The following is a 17,020-nucleotide window of genomic DNA, read 5'->3' on the forward strand; positions in this document are numbered from 1 at the left end:
CTGATCAGTAGCCTACAGTAAACCGCGCCCGGATAAACTGCGGGTCCTCCAGCTCATCCAGCATGGCCACGGCATAATCTTCAATTGAAATACGGCTGGACCCGCTCTCGTCCACCACCAGATGATCCATGCCAATGCGGAACTGGCCGCTCCGCTTGCCCGGTTCGATCATGGCTGCGGGACTCAGATAGGTCCAGTCAAGATCTGACGCTTTATAAATCTCAAGCGCATCGCTATGCGCTTGAGCGACGGGCCGAAGCTCAGCCGGAAATTCCGCTGTGTTCATCAGCATTTCTCCGTTCTCGGCCACCAGGCTTCCCGCCCCGCCTACAACCAAAAGACGGCTTACCCCACTCCGCCGGCAGGCTTCCAGCTGATTGCGGGCTGCCTCCAGCAGCTCCTCTTCCTGCCCAAACTGCGGGCCGTAGGCACTGATCACTGCCTCTGCGCCGCGAACGGCCTCCGTCAAGGCATCCGGGTCCAGCGTGCTGGCTTCAGCCACATGGATTTTGTCCCGATAAGCTTCCAGCTTGTCCGGATTGCGCACTACGGCCGTCACCTGATGGCCCCGGCGCAGCGCCTCCTCCAAAATACTTTTGCCAATACTTCCTGCCGCTCCGATAATTACTGTTCTCATTACGTATTCGCTCCTTTGCTGTGGTCTCAGATCTACCGTGCCATGCGCCAGATATAGTATGTTATGATTCATAGCGATCCCATTCGCTTCTTCATGAATCCTTTTCCAGCTTCGGCCTTGTGATGGCAGCTTTCTTAAATACTTAGCCCTCTTCTTTTCCTTTCAAACGCTTTGAGCTGATTTCACAGCACCCCTTCTGTAACCCCAAAGCGACAAAAAAAGCACCCGCCCTCTCCATCCCCTACCCCCTGCAGACACCATGCCTGATCGGCGGATGACGCTGCAGTATGCTTTGGGAATGGTTAAGAACGAATGCTTCTATCGTATACGCTCTTCCTGCATTTGCCCAGCATTCCTGCTGGCTAAGCGGCAAGAAGGAGAAGCAGCACATAGCCGACGGTCAGCTTTGCCCGCTGTACAGGCGCTTTAGAAACCGTAACCTGATTCATTCTCGTTCCCCCTTTATGAGCAGCTTTATTTGTATACTTGCGTTTATTTTTTTCTTATAACCAATAATGTTTCCTTAATGCAAATTATAAGGGATGGAATACGTCCTCGCAAGTCTTTTTTCGCCAAAAACAAGCCTATTTCTTGCTTCCATCAGCGAGGATTCCGCACCCAGGGGATGTTGTCCCGAATGGTTCGCATAGTAACAGGCCGCGCATTTTCTAAGCAGCATGAAGGACGGGATAACCCCCGTCAATCGGCGGCCACGAGCCGGTGTACTGCCAAGCCTCCGCACTGTGTCCGGCTCCATCGCGGCAACCCTATAAAGCCCGGAGCCCTGCGCCATTTATATGACCAGCATCGAGGGAGAACATCCCCTCTGCCACGCCCGGCGCGTCACGGTATGACCTTTATGGGTATTTCATTACACTGTGCCTGTCTTGAAATCATGTTCTTCTTATGCAATAGTGAAATGTAGAATATGTAAGGAGGGATTGGCTTGTCCCTTGCGGAATGGATTGACGGTTTTTTTGGCTCTATAGAGGGGCTGCTTGCAGTCCTGCTTGCCGCTGCAGTGTTTCTTGGCTTATACATATATACCTCCTCCCGGCTGCAGGCCGAACGAACCGAAGCGCTGGAGCGGATCCGGCAATCCCTGACCTTGTATACACAGCTGGCCGGACCGCTCTCTGCAGCTGTAAACCGGCTGGATCACGACCCGGAAGCAGACGGGCAGCTGGCCGCTCTCCTGCTGGAATGCAAGGCGGCTGACCGCCTGACTCCGCAGCTGCTGGAGCAGATCAACGCGTACCTGAAGGACCGGGATCACGCCCGTCTGCCCCGGCTTAGCCGGTCCCTTGAATCCGAGATGAACACTCTCGTAGCGGAACGCGGGGAAACCCTGCGCCGCCTGGAGACTCCAGGCTTCGGACTTGGACTCTGGCTGCTCCTGAAGCCGGCGGTTCCCGGCCTGCTGTTCCTAGCGGTAGTGCTCCTGAGCTCCGCCCTGATCACCCGGCTGCGGGAGCCGTCCAGCTGGACACAGCCCGAGCTCTGGCTGCTGTGGCTGTCCTCCATGCTGGCTGCACTATCCGTGTACCGGCTCCTGATGGATGCCCGGCGCAGGCTTCCCGGATCACTCTTTTACGGACTTCATCTGCTTATTGCGGCGGCGGCTCTGCCTTTGTTCTTTTGGCCCGAGGCAGCATACTATACGCTGGCATCGCAGCTGATGCTCTATGCCGCCGGCTTCTGGTTTCAATCGGCTCCATCGCGCAAGGAAAGGCCTTACGCCGGTCACCCCGAGCTGCTGGAGCAGTTCCGAGAGCGCACCTCTGCTTCTCCGGAAGCTGAAGACAACGCCGCCGGGGAGCCGGTTCGCCGTGCACCAGAGCCACGAACTCCGCGCCGCGGCAAAGCGCGCCGAAGCCCGAAGAGCTAGCGACGGCACAGGTCGCGCTGCTCGCAGCGCACCCCGATACCGCAGGCACGATCTCGCGCCCTCACACAACGCAGGCACGATCTCACGTCCGCACAACGCAGACAGGCAGATGAGCAACGCTCATCTGCCTGTCTTTTCAACTTGCCCTGGCACCTCCGCGCTTACCGCCAAACATCACGAGAGCTTATGCCTTCACCGCCGGCATGACGCATACGGGATGCGGCAGCTCCAGGCTGAAGCCGGTCTCTTCCAATCGTCCGCTGTCGGAATGAATGCGGTAGGAGACGATGCAGTTGCTGTCCTGGTTGGCTGACATCAAATACCCGCCCGGCACGAGAGTAAAGTGGCGCGGCGTTTTTCCGCCGGAGGACACCCAGTTTACGGCTGACAGCATGCCGCTGTCCTCGTCGATGTTCATCTGCACCAGGCTGTCATGTCCCCGATTGGATGCGTACAGAAAACGGCCGCAAGGCGATATTGCAAGCTGCGCTGCTGTATTTTCCTCCATCACAACATCAGTGGGCAATGTGGACGTATGCTGCATCGTCTTTAAATCCCCGAAGGTGGAGTCGTAGGCGAAGAACGTAACGGTATTATTCAGCTCGTTAATGGCATACATCCATCTCCCGTTCGGATGAAAAGCGACATGGCGCGGGCCTGAGCCGGGAGGCATCTTGACTTCACGGTGGGTGACCAGCTTGCCCTCCTCCAGCCGGTACATATTGATGCTGTCCATCCCAAGGTCACAGACAATGACATACTCCTGGTTCGGATCCTGGAACACCGAATGCGGATGGGCCTCCGACTGGCGGTCATCCCGCTCCCCGCGGCCGCTGTGGCGAATGAGGGAGGACAGCTCCCCCAGGGCGCCGTCTTGTTGCAGCTCCAGTACCGAAATATGTCCGTCCCCATATCCTGTAGTGAACAGATATTTCCCGTCGCCCGAGCGTGACACATGGCATGCACCGGAAGAATCGGTGCTCTTGCGGTTCAGCTCCTCCAGCTTCTGCGTCTGCGGATCAGCCGCATATGCAATCACCTCGCTGTGCTCCTGCTCACTGGCAGCATACAATACATTGTTTAGGGCGTCCCAGTCCAGAAACGTCGGATTCGTAACGCCGGCCATACCATGAAGCGCCTTTAGCTCTCCAGTCTCCAGATTAAGAGAAGCCAGATGGATGCTCTCCTCCTCCTTCGCCCGGTATGACCCTATGTAAACATAAATCAGGTTTTCGTTATCGACTGTCATCCCTGCACACTCCTTCACGTTATGATTCATTATGTATTACCCACACGCATGTCGTGCTTACCTCCCTGCAGCTTATTTTTATGACATACTGTATATTTAATCATCCCAAGTATTTCTTTTACAGATAGTTATTGCCTAGTCGCTTGTTGTCTTGTACGATAATTCAAGCGTGACCTGCGCTGAATATTATCGAAAAGGGGAATGCAATCCATGTTCAAAAAGAGAATAGGGCTGCTCGTTGCTGCGCTCCTGCTGCTCCTGGGCAGTACGGTACAACCAGCTCCGGCCCACGCCCAAAGCTCTGTCACCGTTCTGTTGGACGGCAAAGCGGTCTCCTTTCAGTCCGCTCCCGTGATCAAGAACGGAGTCACCTTCGTTCCGTTCCGCCCGCTGTTCGAGGCGCTCGGCTACAAGGTCAGCTGGAGCTCCGCCTCCAAAAAGGTGACAGGCTCCTTCCTGGACCAGCAGCTGGAAATGAAGGCAGGCTCTACTCAAGTCTCCGTCAACGGAAAGACGACAGCCCTGCAAGCTGCGCCGTATATTGCCGGTGGCAGTACGCTGGTGCCGCTGCGCTTCGTGGCTGAATCTACCGGATATCCGGTAAAATGGGATGCCAAGAGCCGTAACATCCTCATTGACCGCCAATCGGCTTTTGCCAAAGCCAGTGTCGAGATCAAGAAGCTCTATGCTGACATGGCAGCGGCTGTCACCCGCGGGGACTACAAGGCTGCCCTCACTGCAATTCATCCCAATTCTCCGCATATCAACAGCTACATTATGAGCTATGACAATATGGCCACCCGAAGCGGCAAGCAAAGCGCTTATGTGTCGGACGTACAGGTGATTGGCAGTGTTGCCGTTGCCAAGGTCGTGAAGACCCAGGTGCGTACTGGCGGGCCTTTTGACTGGGATTATACCATTGCGAAGCAAATGATCCTGAAGCCGGACGCCGCCGGTGCCTGGAAAGAATACGACAGCTTGAATGACGAAGTATTCGTGCACGTGCCGGATGGTCTGATCGAAGCCCGGCCTGCGGTAGATGCAGCCGCCAAGCTGGCGCTGGAGAACGTGCTGAAGCAATATACACAAGCCTTCAACCAGAAGGATCTCAAGGCCGTCCGTTCCTTTGTAGTTTCGGACTCCCCTTACGACTATGAGGTTGTTACAGCTGCCGAGGAAGGCTTCTTCCAGCTTGACTTCACCCTGGAATCCGTGCCGGTGGCTGTCGTGCATTACGATGAGCAGGATGCGGTACTGCTCGTGAATGAAATCTTTGACGAAGACGGCGAGAAGAGTGCAGCCGAGCTGCTGTACTGGTTCAAGCAGGAGAGCGGCACCTGGCGAATTGCTGAAGTGCTGTTCGTTGAAGAGGAATAGCTGCGGCGGATGCCAATCGTTTTTTGGACAGGGAGTTCAGGTCGGTCTGAACCGGGAATGCCGTGCACCGTGGGTCTTTGGGCCAAGGTTTGGGTAAAAGGTTAGCATTGAGAGAGGTGCACGCTACCCAAGGAGGCTAAATTGCGATGAATATAGAATCCGAGATCCAGGTTCGTTTTCCTTGCCGCCAATGTCAGGACAGCATTCAGGTCAGCTTCACCCAAGAACAGCTTGCCCATGTCCAATGTACACAATGCGGCTATGATTATACATTGATGAAGCCAGCCATTGGTGAAGAGATTTTGCTCGACTGGGAACAGGAGGCGGCCTATCAGAGGCTTCGCGCCGAAAAAACCGAGCAGGACAAGCTCGCCCTGATGTCTCTGGTGATCAAGGTGATCGAGCTGCTCACCTGGCGCGATGAAGGCAGCGGTCATATCCGCGCCCTGGAGACACTGCGGCAGTGGCTGCTGCTGAACGGCGTACCCAAGCCGTTAATTGAGCTGCTAGACGCCAAGGCTCCCATCCCCTACGAGATGATCCAGCGGGAGATGAGCAAGCCGCAGAGCCAGGTATAAGCTCTGCCATAACATAGAAGCCGTACCGCAGGATGCAGCATCTTTGCGGTACGGCTATTGGCTATTGCTGCGCCTTATGATCTTAACGGATGGGAAGCTCCATCGGCTGCTTCATGACCTGAGTCTGCCCCCCCAGCTCGAACACTAATGGTCCCTTGTATGCCTGTGGCTCAATGTGCACCTCAAACGTCGTTATCGGATACTCAGTCCTGCCCATAGCATCCAGATGGCTGCAGCCAGTGCTATAGCTGCCACCAGCCCTCTCTTACGCTGTTTAATCCGTTTCCCTCGAACCATTCCGTGCCGGACAGCTTCCTCCAGCTTCTCGTCTGTAACCTGCTCTGCTTCACTTCTGACGTGATCCATGTATTCCCGCAGCCGGGTTTCCTCCGGGTTATGCATGTCTAAAGACGCCTCCCGGCTGTACCTCAAGCTGCAACAGCTTTAAGCCCTGGTGCAGCCGGCTGTTCACTGTGTCTTCGGGGCACTTCAATACAGCAGCAATATCGGCAGCCGTCAGATCCGCAGCATACCGCAGCATCAGTACATGTCTGTACTTGGGCTTCATACGCTCCAGCCTCTGCTCCAGGTCCGAATCACGGTCACTCATTATTTTCCCGTGATTGTCTGAATAGATCTGTTCCGTGGGAATCCCTCGTCTTCTTACCTTCTGTTCATCCGCACAGCAGCGAATCAGAATCGCGATTATCCACGGTGTGAACAGCTCCGGCTTCCGCAGCCTTCCGCACCCGGTCCAGGCGCGTTCCACCGTTTCCTGCAGCACCTTCAAAGCGTCCTCCTCGTTACGTAAATAGCTGCATGCAATGCTGTACATCCTTCTTCTCAGCAGACTCATTAATTCGGCAAATGCAGTCTCGCTGCCCAGGCAGGCACTTCCCGCCAGGTCGCTATAGGTTCTCTCTTCCATCCTGAAGCTCCTTCCCGTTCACCTCATATAAATAAGGCCACCCCTTAAAGGACAGCCTCTAATCTGCTAAGGATGATGATTTCATTCAGCGGCTCTTCTGCTTGTGCAGGCTCGTCCGGTAATGCACAACAGCGTATCCAATGCTGGAAAGCAGCAGCACGAGTGCTGTAAACCAGATGACGGGCAGGAGGTAGGGAGAATATTTGCCGGCCAGATAGAGTAAAAAAATCGTATTTCCGTACAGGATCACAAGTCCTGCTGCACGATAATAAAGCTTCATCCCCATTCCCCCTAATGACCGCGTCAAATTTAACATACCATGGCATTTGTTAACAATATGTTAACTCATATGGAAGAAAATTTCACTCCATATTTGGAAAAAAATAAAACTTTATGTAATGTTCATGTTCATCACCGCCCTGGTTCTGCTTGTTTCCAAGAGTAGGAATTTGCTAGAATCAGATGACAAGAATTGAAGTGGTGAGGTGATGTTTGTTGAAAACCACAGTTCTGCATCAGGTCACTCAGCTGACATTTATGCCTCTCTTTTTTCCGGTTAATGTGTACTTGGTGGAAGAAGAGAATGGATTAACCTTGATTGACTGCGGCATGTCGTTCATGCAGCAAGGAATTACAGAAGCAGCCTCACGTATAGGCAAGCCGATCACCACAATCCTGCTGACCCATGCTCACCCGGACCATGTCGGCGCTCTGGACGGACTGAAGCAGAGGTTTCCCGAGGCGGAGCTTGCCATCTCTGCCCGGGATGCGCTTCTGCTGCGGGGGGACACCTCGCTGGCGCCCGGCGAACCGGATGCTCCGTTGAAGAACAGCCTCAAGGGTATACAGGCGGTCCCGGACCGGTTATTGAAGGACGGAGACCTGATTGTCTCCCTGCAGGCGGTGGCTTCGCCGGGACATACACCTGGTCACATGGCATTCTTAGATCGCCGCAGCGGTGTACTCATCGCTGGAGATGCCTTTCAGACGCGCGGCGGCATGGCCGTTTCCGGGGATGTCCGCTGGAGTTTTCCTTTCCCCGCCTGGGCAACCTGGCATAAGGCAACCGCGCTTCACAGTGCCCGCCGGCTGAGCGATCTGCGCCCACAGGTCCTGGCCTGCGGTCATGGCAGCATGGTGCTGCAGCCATACGATGCCATGCAGCAGGTGGTCGCGAGAGCAGCATCCCGTTTTGAAGGGCATCGGTAAGTCTCAGGTCACTTCTCTCATGTTGCCGGCGATACTTCTATGATATAATGGTTTAAGCATAGAGACTGTGACATTATTCATAGAAAGAGGTCCTGAATTGTGGTGCAACTGGATTTTAACTCCCCAATTCTTCAAATAGGCTCCACGGTTGGCATGCTGGTTATGGCTCTTGCAGTCATCCTCATCCGAGTGAAAGCCAGCCATCGCCCGGTAACGGTCCGGAAGATTATTATTCCCCCGCTCGGAATGACGACTGGCTTCCTTATGTTCGTAGTACCTGAGGTTCGTATTCCCCTGCTGTGGGCTATCGTATCCTTTCTCGTGGGCTGGTTTATCTTCTCCTATCCGCTGATTCGCGGCACGCGGTTTGAGCTGGTAGAGGGGCAGGTATTTATCCAGCGCTCACGCAGCTTTGTATTCATCCTGCTGGGACTGCTTACGGTGAGGCTGCTGCTTCATACGTATATTGAGCGGCATATTTCCATTCCGCAGACCGGGGCGCTGTTCTTCCTGCTGGCCTACGGCATGATCACGCACTGGCGTGTGTCCATGTACCGGCAGTACGTCCGGATTACCGGACCGAATCCGGCAGCCTGACTCAGGAGACGAGAGCTTCTTAGCTTCATAAACAGACAGAACAAAATCGTCCACGTTTCTCATCGGCCCTGCAAGGCCGCTGAAAGACGTGGACGATTTTTAGATTTGAATATGATATGCACAGAGCTCACTTAATGAGCATCAGGAGGTCTTCTGGTCGTAGACGTGCATCAGCCCGTCCTCCGCCTTCGCCACCCGGTTGCGGCCCGATTCCTTGGCTCGATACAGTGCCTGATCTGCCTGCTCCAGCAGCCCATCTCCCGTGTCCTGCTCCTCTAGAACCCGGCCATGCAGGCCGACGCTGATACTGAGCAGGCTGCTGGTCCTGGACTGCTCATGCGGGAGCCCAAGACGGACGACGGCCTTCCGGGCATGCTCTCCGAATATTGCCGCCTGTTCGCTGTCACTCTTCTCCATAATGACGGCAAATTCCTCACCGCCATACCGGTAGGCTGTCGTATGCGGGAAGGTGATTGACGTCTCCATCAGCGCCCAGGCTACCCTCTTCAGAGCATGATCACCGCCCAGATGACCGTAATGGTCATTGTAGGCTTTAAAATGATCAACGTCGATCAGCAGCACCGAAAGCGGCGTTCCCTGAGCTTTGGAAGCTTGCAGCGCCTTGTCCAGCTTCTCGTCAAAGGCTCGGCGATTCGGAATACCTGTCAGTCCATCTACCTCCGACAGGCGTGTCAGCCTTTCATTGGCTTCCTCCAGCCGCATCCGCGATCGCAGCAGCTGCTCCCGGTTCCGGACCAGACGCACGTACAGCTTGTTGACCTCGTACATGAGCGAGCAAATAACGACCGTGGCCGAGATCAGCGAGTTCGTGCGGGCAGCATACCAGCCCAGACTGTAGCGGGCTCCCGAGTACAAGGTCAACGTCACATCCATTAGAAAAGCAAATACCGCTACGCTCAGCCACAAATGCAATACGCTTCTTCCTCGGTGCACCCATAATAGCAGCAGGAGCGCCACCAGGTTCAACCCCCAGACCACGGGTCCGATCCCCGACTCCAGCAGCATGCGGAAGTTCCCCTTCTGGATAATCCGGGGTAGAAAATCATTGCCGATCGTAACGAGCAGATAAAGGAGAAAGACGACGCCGAACACCAGTAGTACTGCCAAGACCCCCGCAGCCTTAATCCACTTCACCGCAAGTGGCGAAATCGACTTCCGCCCGCTCCATAGGTACAGCATTATGCCCGTGGGAAACCCGCCATGCCATAACACCCACAGCCATATCGCGCTCTGATCACCCGCTCCGATGAGACCCATCTCCGAGAACACGCCTGGAAAGGTGAGAATATGCGGAATTGTTATTAATGCTGTATATAAATAGGTACAGGAAAGGACCAGCAGCGGTAGCGACCGCGTAGCCCGAAATTGACTGAATAGCAAATAAGACGTCAGAAAGTCACCCAGCACGAACCAGGAAATGAAGCCCGGCAGGAACGGCTTGACTTCGAACAGTATCCGGGAGCCGAATGGCAGGACGAGAATGGACACCACAAAAATGGACAAGGCTACCCAAATTGCAACACGCTTCTGCGTGCTACTTGAAGGAATATGGAGCAGCTGATGAGATTCTCTGGGGATCTCAAGCATGGGCAACTACCGCACTTTCTATCAGGAAATAATGGAATTTAAAATATCAATGTATCCGATTTTCCGTCAAAAAACAAGCCCTTTTCTACACAAAACTACAATTGGTAAAAAAGGGCTTGGGACCTTTGGATTATTCTGTGATTTCGCTTACCTTGACCAGCTGCTTGCCGAGGTTCTCGCCGGTAAACAGTCCGAGAAAAGCTTCTACCGTATGATCAAAGCCGTCCACAATGTGCTCGGCATGCTTAAGCTGGCCGCTTTGGAGCCAGCCCGCTAGCTCCGGCAGGGCTTTTCCGAATTCTGCGGCATAATCGCCGACGAGAAAGCCCTTCATGACCGCCGTATTTTTGAGAAGCTGTGTTTGCATCCGCGGACCGATATCAGGCTGTTGAAGATTATATAGAGCAATCTGGCCGCATATAGGAATTCTTGCATTCTTGTTCAGCAGGGACAACACCGCGTCAGAGACCTCTCCGCCCACATTGTCGAAGTAGACATCGACCCCATTCGGACATGCCTGCTCTAAGGCGCTTTGCAGATTCGTCTCTGTACGGTAGTTGACTGCGGCATCGAAGCCCAGCTCCTGAACCAGATAGTTGTTCTTCTCGTCCGAGCCGGCAATGCCGACCACGCGGGCGCCTTTAATCTTGGCAATCTGCCCTACAATCATCCCCACCGCACCGGCGGCACCGGAGACAACCACCGTCTCGCCTTCCTTCGGCTGCCCGATATCCAGCAGTCCGAAATAAGCGGTGAGCCCTGTCATGCCCAGCACCCCCAGCGCCGTCGAGACCGGAGCGAGTTCAGGGTCAACACGGCGCAGCGTGTCGGTAGCTGCCGCAGCATAGCGCTGCCAGCCCCACAGGCCGGCTACAATATCTCCCTGCTTCCACTCGGGATCTGTAGACTCCATAATCTGCCCGATGCTGCCGCCCTTTATAACGTCTCCCAGCTCATACGGAGCCGCGTAGCTTTTGGCAGAGCTCATACGTCCCCGCATATAAGGATCAACCGATACATACAGCGTCCTCACCAGCACCTCCCCCGCCTGGGGTACCGGAAGCTGCTCCTCCTGAATCGAGAAGTCCTCTGCTGTCGGCATACCTTCGGGACGATTTGTAAGAATGATTTTTTCGTTTACAGACATGTTTGTCCGCCTCCTTTATTACGCTGCCGATCCAGCTGCTGCATCGGCGGCGTTCTCAGCCCAGTGCTGCACCCTGTATTTATACCCCATTTTGCCGGATCATATTAATACTGCGCTATTTCATCTGCCTATGATCTCACTGCACAGCGGTTAGGTCCAATCTCCATCTCCCGCTCGCGGTCCGGCGCTGCGTCAAGTCTTCCCATGTTTCTCTGGCGAATCTCTTCATAGCTGTTCGGCTGGGGCGGCAGATTCTGACTGACCAAGGACATAAATTCATCGGAATCCTTCACGTTCAGCCCGTGATTCTCGCGGTACAGCTGGCCCAGACTTCTTGCGACCGTGCCGTCCTCATTCAGCTCATCCACGTTCATATAGTGAGCCGGCAGCACAATCAGCGCTTCCGCCAGCTCTTGGTAGCGCTCGTATAGGGTGCTTCTGAGGTGCTGTGCCCAGTCCCGGGCCTGGCCTGCAAGATCCGGACGACCGATGGAGTCGATAAACAGGATATCCCCGGTGAACAAGTACCGCTCATCTACAATCAAGGATGTGGAGCCAATGGTATGCCCGGGGGAGTATACAGCCTCCACCTGAGTCCCCTGCATTCCAAGCGGCAGCACCGTACCGTCAGTCAGTGCGTGGTAAGCAAAGGTGACCTCCTGCGCGTCCTCTTCAGGAAGCCAGTATGAAGCCCCGGTCTCTTGTGCCAGCCTGCGGCCGCCGGAAATATGGTCTGCATGCAAATGCGTGTCGATAACATGCGTAATCTGAATCCCCCGCTCTGCTGCAAAATCGATATACAAAGACGTTATGCGCGACGCATCCACGACAATCCCCTCATTGCCGGATATGACTATATAGGAGAGACAGCCCTTACCATAGCGAAGAAACTGATACAGCTCCCCTCCGCCCTTCAGATCTCCGATCTTCACAGGCACCAGATGCTCACTCCAGGCCTTCATGCCGCCCTTTAAATAAGCAGCCTTTCTTCCCTGCTCCACCAGCATGTCTGCCACCATCACCGATGAGCCCTCTTTAGCGCAGACGACCAGTACTTCCTGGTCCGCGGGCAGCCGATCCACAATATCCTCCACCCCGTCCAGAAGCTCAAAGTAAGGAACATTCAGATAGGTGAAGCCTTTCCCTTCCAGCTTCCATTCCTTAAAGTCGGACGGATTACGCACATCCAGAATAAACAACGGCTTTTGTTCCATGATCCGTTGTGCAGCTTCTTGCAGCTCCATCGCTCTTGGTGTCACAGTTTCTTCCTCCTCTTCTCTATGAATGACATCCCCTTCAGCCGTCCTTGGCTGCAGGTTAAAGCTGACTTCTTATATAACCGCTCCATTCCTTCATACCCGGCACGACGTTGATCACCTGCTGGAATCCTGCCCTCTTCAGCAGGACCGCCGCGAGATCACTTCGTGTTCCGCTGCGGCAGATCACATACACCGGTTTGCTCTGATCCAGCTCGCCTGAGCGGCTCTCCAGCTCCCCAAGAGGGATGGATACGGCTCCGGGGATATGGCCGAATACGTATTCCGCCGGCTCCCTCACATCCAGTAGGATGAATGGGTCGGCAGAGTCCAGCTTCTGCTCCAGCTCCGCGAGACTGCAAACCTCTGCAAACTGTCGTTCCTGCCCCTCCTCCCCCGACGCTTTGCGGAGGTAATGCTTCAGCACTCCCTCTGCTTCCACCGTCCCGAGATACTGATGCCTCATCCCTTCTGCCCAGGCCTTCATATCGGCGGTCGAGCCCGGATCTGTAGCCTGTACCTCCAGCACCCGTCCTTCCTCCAGCTCTTTCATCGCCTTTTTCGTGCGGACAATCGGCAGGGGACAAGCCAGGCCCTTGGCATCCAGCGTCATATCCATTTTCAGATTCACGATTACACACTCCTCTTATTACCCCTATGGGTATAATGAAAGCTAAAAAAATATATCCCTCTTGCTGTAGACGTCCTTGCATCATATAAACAGATTCACGTTCCCGTCCTGCGCCTCTCCCAGATAAGCTGCAACGCCAGCGTATTCGATATCCTCCAGCAGCTCTTCCTTTTGCAGACCCAGCAGGTCCATCGTCATCGTGCAGGCAACCAGCTTCACATCCTGCTCCTTGGCCATCTCAATCAGCTGCGGCAGCGGAACCGCATTGTGCTTGCGAATGACCTCCTTGATCATTTTGGGACCCATGCCTGCAAAATTCATCTTGGAAAGGCCCATACGATCTGCCCCCCGCGGCATCATGCGCCCAAACATCCGGTCCAGCCATCCCTTCTTCCTTCCCGGCTTCACCATTTCGTCCTTGCGGAGCGTGTTGAGACCCCAGAAGGTATGAAAAATGGTCACCTCATGATCGTAAGCCGCCGCCCCGTTCGCAATAATGTACGCTGCCATGGCTTTATCGTAATCACCGCTGAACAGAACAATGGTCGTTTTTTTTGTTGGATTCAATGGAAACGGCTCCTCCCTGTCATGAAGCTGCAATCAGCTGCACAACACTTTATCATTTTTAGTACCCCGTAGGGTATATAAAAAGCTAAAAAAATAACCCTTTCGGATCAAAAACGTCAAAACACCCTTGTCTTCAGTATGCTGCAGCAGCTCATGTCCGCCGGATTTCGTCCATGCCATCATATCGCTAAGCGCTCCCTGATCCGTGGCCTGTACCTCCAGTACCTGCCCGGATTGCAGCTCTTTCATAGCCTTTTTCGTGTTGACGATCGGCATCGGGCAGGCCATGCCCTTTACGTCGAGATGGTGATGAATTGGATTCATAGATGAATGACCTCCTGAGATTTGTATTATAATTAATACCCATAGGGGTATATTAAAGGACAACGCAAAGGCTGTCAACCTTTACGTGTACACACCTTCTGCGCACCTGCACTCATCTGCTCTTAACCAGCAGATTCACGGCTTGCTGAACGAGCTCCTCCGTGCTTTCTCCGCGCTCCTCGGCTTCCTTGACGCATTCCACCAAATTGGAGCTCACAACAACACCAATGGTGCGGTCAATGGCTGTTCTCGCGGCGGATAGCTGGGTAATGACTTCCTTGCAGTCCTTATGCTCCTCCATCATCTTCAGAATGCCGCGGAGCTGGCCTTCAATACGCTTGACCCGGTTTTTCATCTGATCATTATATTCCATCTGTCTGGTGCCTCCTCGCTATGCTTCATGCCTTGCTATATATCACGACCGCTGTACGCAGCCGCTGCGGGTTCCTTGAATGACCCCAATATATACCGCTAAGGGTATACTGTCAACTGCGTACTTTCTGTAAGAAGAGTTCTGGCGCACCAAAAAGCCCGCCCCTCGATGAGGAACGAGCTCATGTTGATACAGAATACGAGGCACCCGCTTGCTTATGCCTTGGAGGATACCTCGCGCTGCGGTACGAAGAAGCCTTGCTCGACATCCGAAGCGGGCAGCGGTCTGCTGTAGAAATAGCCCTGAATCTTCCGACAGTCGCTTTCGGTCAGGATGTCCAGCTGCTCCTGGGTCTCAATCCCCTCTGCCACGACATCCATATTTAAGTGCTGGGCCATGGCGATGATCGTGGCGACAATCGCTTTGTCGTTGACGTTACTCGCAATGTCGCGGATAAAGGAACGGTCAATCTTCAGCTTCTGAATGGGCAGATGCTTCAGATAGCTCAGGGAGCTGTAGCCGGTCCCGAAATCATCCAGACTGATTCGGATGCCATGCTCCGTGAGGGAATGCAGGATGCCCGTGGACACGGTAGGGTCCATCATCATGCTCTCGGTAATTTCCAGCTCCAAATACTGCGGCGGAAGCCCGGTCTCGTCCAGGATGGAGATAATAAATTCTGCCAGATTCTCCTGGTGAAACTGCTGGGAGGACAAGTTGACGGATACCGGAATGAGCGGACCTCCGGCAGTATGCCACTCCTTCATCTGGCGGCACGCTTCGCGCAGCACCCAGGAGCCCAGCTCATGGATGAGCCCCGTCTCCTCGGCAATCGGAATGAACACCCCAGGGGAGACGATTCCCCGGGTAGCGTGCTTCCATCTCACAAGCGCTTCAATGCCAATCATCTTGCTGTCGCTGGAGCGGATCTGAGGCTGATAGCACAGCATGAACTCCTCACGCTCAAACGCCCGGCGTAAATCAGCCTCCAGCTCCATTTTCTCACGAAGCTGCTCATTAAGCTCCCGGGAATACAGCCGGTAACCATTCTTCCCGTTCTTCTTAACCTCGTACATCGCCGTATCGGCGTTCTTGAGCAGCTGCGCAGCATTGTCCCCGTCCATAGGATACACGGCGATCCCGATGCTTGCCGTGACATAGAAATCGGTATCCTTCAGGCGGTAGGGCTGGCTGATCATACGGATGATATCCTGAGCCATGACGGCCACATGCTCCTGATCGAATTCTGCATGGCTGAGGAGTGTGAATTCATCGCCGCCCATCCGGGACAATGTAACGTGGTTATCTTTCAGCGCCACCTGAATCCGGCGGCTCACCTCCTGCAGAAACATATCTCCGTACGTGTGCCCCATGGAATCGTTGATCATTTTGAACCGGTCGATATCCAGGACCATGACCGCAAACGGAGTATTCTTCTCCTGAATCTTCTCATTCAGAATCTGATGGAACCTCCGCCGGTTCGGCAGTCCGGTCAGCTCGTCATGATGCGCCTGATGCTGGATTTTTTCTTTCGAGCGCTTGTCCTCGGTAACATCGCGAGCGATGATATAATTGCCAACTACCTCTTCATTGAGCTTGACGGGGATGTTGATCACACTCAGCTCCACTCGTCGGCCATCCTGATGATAAATCGCCGTCTCGTACCGCTGGATGACGCCTTGCAAAGAGGCCAGAAACTTCATCCGGGTCTTCTCCTGCTCCTCTTCGGCAATAAAGGAAAAAATCTGATCAATCGTCTGCCGGCGCAGCCAGTCTCCGTCCAGTCCGGTCAGCCTGCAGACGGCATCGTTATACTCAATAATCCGGTAATCGAGATCCACGGAAATGATGCCGTCCTGATTGTTGTCGAACAAGGACTTGTACCATTTCTCGCTGACCTCAAGCTCCGATTCTTTGCTGGAGAAGCGGTTGGATATGTAAATCCCGAACAGGGACAGTCCCAGCGTCATCAGCGTGGCTCCGGCGATCAGATAGGCGAGCAGCTTCTGATCCAGAATGACGCCGTTCTCGTTGACAGCGACACCTGGATGAAACTCTGCCGCATACATGCCGGTATAATGCATTCCCACGACCGCAGCGCCCATAATCAGGCCGCTTGCCAGCTTCTTGATCGATTCCTGCCCCTTATGCTCACTCCCGAAATACAGTGACAGCCACAGCGCAGTAATCGAGGCCACCACAGCAATCAGAATAGAGGCCGCGAACAGGAGGGGCTTGTAGGTAATGTGGATCTGCATGGCCGCCATCCCGATGTAGTGCATGGCCACAATGCCGCTGGCGAGCAGAAGTCCGCCGGCGACCAGCTTTTTACGGCCTATGGTGCCCCGGCCGACGATGAACAATGCCAGGAAGGAAGCCAGGATGACCACTACGACCGATAACAGGACGGTCAGCAGATCATAGGCAATCGGGACGGGCAGCGAGAAGGCCAGCATGCCCACGAAATGCATGGACCACACGCCCATGCCCATCGCAATCGAGCCGAACAGCAGCCAGCCCCATCGCTGCCAGCCGCTGGACTTGCTGATTCGGACGACGAACCCGAGAACGGTATAAGAAGCCACCACGGCTACAATGTAGGAAAAAACGACGAGTGCCGTATCATAGCTGCCCTGCCATGAGTGATCCAT

General features: G+C 54.4%; 18 protein-coding genes and 1 pseudogene. 5 read left to right on the forward strand and 14 right to left on the reverse strand.

The window, feature by feature from the left end; genetic code table 11:
• Positions 1-4: 4 nt before the first annotated feature.
• On the reverse strand, positions 5-637 hold the full coding sequence (locus tag ACH6EH_RS02860) for an NAD(P)-dependent oxidoreductase (protein ID WP_138224301.1): 633 nt from the start codon (positions 635-637) through the stop codon (positions 5-7).
• Between the two features lie 946 nt (positions 638-1,583).
• On the opposite strand from ACH6EH_RS02860, the gene ACH6EH_RS02865 reads away from it, so the two are divergent.
• The gene (locus ACH6EH_RS02865; RefSeq protein ID WP_397331036.1) at positions 1,584-2,525 is read left to right on the forward strand and encodes a hypothetical protein; all 942 of its coding nucleotides are present in this window, start codon (positions 1,584-1,586) and stop codon (positions 2,523-2,525) included.
• 184 nt (positions 2,526-2,709) lie between these two features.
• On the opposite strand, the gene ACH6EH_RS02870 is transcribed toward ACH6EH_RS02865, so the two are convergent.
• Entirely contained in the window at positions 2,710-3,774 is a 1,065-nt protein-coding gene (locus ACH6EH_RS02870; protein ID WP_397331037.1) for a lactonase family protein, read from the reverse strand.
• A 210-nt stretch (positions 3,775-3,984) separates the two neighbouring features.
• Here ACH6EH_RS02870 and ACH6EH_RS02875 point away from each other — a divergent pair, with 210 nt between their 5' ends.
• Together ACH6EH_RS02875 and ACH6EH_RS02880 are read left to right on the forward strand one after the other, a co-directional pair.
• Positions 3,985-5,151, forward strand: coding sequence for a stalk domain-containing protein (locus ACH6EH_RS02875; RefSeq protein ID WP_397331038.1), 1,167 nt, complete (start codon positions 3,985-3,987; stop codon positions 5,149-5,151).
• 146 nt (positions 5,152-5,297) lie between these two features.
• Positions 5,298-5,729: a hypothetical protein gene (locus ACH6EH_RS02880; protein WP_138224298.1), complete on the forward strand. Its 432-nt coding sequence runs from the start codon at positions 5,298-5,300 to the stop codon at positions 5,727-5,729.
• Between the two features lie 82 nt (positions 5,730-5,811).
• On the opposite strand, the gene ACH6EH_RS02885 is transcribed toward ACH6EH_RS02880, so the two are convergent.
• From ACH6EH_RS02885 to ACH6EH_RS02900, 4 genes are all read right to left on the reverse strand, one after another.
• Positions 5,812-5,946, reverse strand: coding sequence for a hypothetical protein (locus tag ACH6EH_RS02885; RefSeq protein ID WP_397331039.1), 135 nt, complete (start codon positions 5,944-5,946; stop codon positions 5,812-5,814).
• Positions 5,922-6,131: a hypothetical protein gene (locus ACH6EH_RS02890; RefSeq protein ID WP_397331040.1), complete on the reverse strand. Its 210-nt coding sequence runs from the start codon at positions 6,129-6,131 to the stop codon at positions 5,922-5,924. Before ACH6EH_RS02890 ends, ACH6EH_RS02885 begins: the two co-directional genes overlap by 25 nt.
• Positions 6,124-6,657: a sigma-70 family RNA polymerase sigma factor gene (locus tag ACH6EH_RS02895; RefSeq protein WP_397331041.1), complete on the reverse strand. Its 534-nt coding sequence runs from the start codon at positions 6,655-6,657 to the stop codon at positions 6,124-6,126. Before ACH6EH_RS02895 ends, ACH6EH_RS02890 begins: the two co-directional genes overlap by 8 nt.
• An 85-nt stretch (positions 6,658-6,742) precedes the next feature.
• Positions 6,743-6,937 carry a hypothetical protein gene (locus ACH6EH_RS02900; protein WP_138224295.1) on the reverse strand — a complete coding sequence of 65 codons (195 nt, stop codon included), beginning with the start codon at positions 6,935-6,937 and terminating at the stop codon, positions 6,743-6,745.
• 215 nt (positions 6,938-7,152) lie between these two features.
• Between ACH6EH_RS02900 and ACH6EH_RS02905 the strand changes: the two genes are divergently transcribed.
• On the forward strand, positions 7,153-7,866 hold the full coding sequence (locus ACH6EH_RS02905; protein WP_397331042.1) for an MBL fold metallo-hydrolase: 714 nt from the start codon (positions 7,153-7,155) through the stop codon (positions 7,864-7,866).
• Positions 7,867-7,965: 99 nt separating this feature from the next.
• Positions 7,966-8,463 carry a CcdC family protein gene (locus tag ACH6EH_RS02910; RefSeq protein ID WP_483875077.1) on the forward strand — a complete coding sequence of 166 codons (498 nt, stop codon included), beginning with the start codon at positions 7,966-7,968 and terminating at the stop codon, positions 8,461-8,463.
• Positions 8,464-8,604: 141 nt separating this feature from the next.
• On the opposite strand, the gene ACH6EH_RS02915 is transcribed toward ACH6EH_RS02910, so the two are convergent.
• From ACH6EH_RS02915 to ACH6EH_RS02950, 8 genes and pseudogenes are all read right to left on the reverse strand, one after another.
• Entirely contained in the window at positions 8,605-9,987 is a 1,383-nt protein-coding gene (locus ACH6EH_RS02915) for an MASE4 domain-containing protein (RefSeq protein ID WP_397331043.1), read from the reverse strand.
• Between the two features lie 214 nt (positions 9,988-10,201).
• Entirely contained in the window at positions 10,202-11,218 is a 1,017-nt protein-coding gene (locus ACH6EH_RS02920) for an NADP-dependent oxidoreductase (protein WP_397331044.1), read from the reverse strand.
• A 128-nt stretch (positions 11,219-11,346) separates the two neighbouring features.
• Positions 11,347-12,477, reverse strand: a complete 1,131-nt coding sequence (locus tag ACH6EH_RS02925) for an MBL fold metallo-hydrolase (protein ID WP_397331045.1) — start codon at positions 12,475-12,477, stop codon at positions 11,347-11,349.
• A 58-nt stretch (positions 12,478-12,535) separates the two neighbouring features.
• The gene (locus ACH6EH_RS02930; RefSeq protein WP_397331249.1) at positions 12,536-13,093 is read right to left on the reverse strand and encodes a sulfurtransferase TusA family protein; all 558 of its coding nucleotides are present in this window, start codon (positions 13,091-13,093) and stop codon (positions 12,536-12,538) included.
• A gap of 93 nt (positions 13,094-13,186) precedes the next feature.
• A complete protein-coding gene (locus ACH6EH_RS02935) occupies positions 13,187-13,672 on the reverse strand; it encodes a DsrE/DsrF/DrsH-like family protein (RefSeq protein ID WP_208204514.1) in 486 nt (161 codons plus the stop codon).
• A gap of 96 nt (positions 13,673-13,768) precedes the next feature.
• Positions 13,769-13,996: pseudogene (locus ACH6EH_RS02940) on the reverse strand (sulfurtransferase TusA family protein); the annotation flags it as partial.
• A 112-nt stretch (positions 13,997-14,108) separates the two neighbouring features.
• The gene (locus ACH6EH_RS02945) at positions 14,109-14,369 is read right to left on the reverse strand and encodes a metal-sensitive transcriptional regulator (protein WP_138224288.1); all 261 of its coding nucleotides are present in this window, start codon (positions 14,367-14,369) and stop codon (positions 14,109-14,111) included.
• A gap of 215 nt (positions 14,370-14,584) precedes the next feature.
• Positions 14,585-17,020 carry an EAL domain-containing protein gene (locus ACH6EH_RS02950; protein WP_397331046.1) on the reverse strand — a complete coding sequence of 812 codons (2,436 nt, stop codon included), beginning with the start codon at positions 17,018-17,020 and terminating at the stop codon, positions 14,585-14,587.

It is taken from the genome of Paenibacillus sp. JSM ZJ436 (genome assembly GCF_044383795.1).
Lineage (GTDB): Bacteria > Bacillota > Bacilli > Paenibacillales > Paenibacillaceae > Paenibacillus_AQ > Paenibacillus_AQ algicola.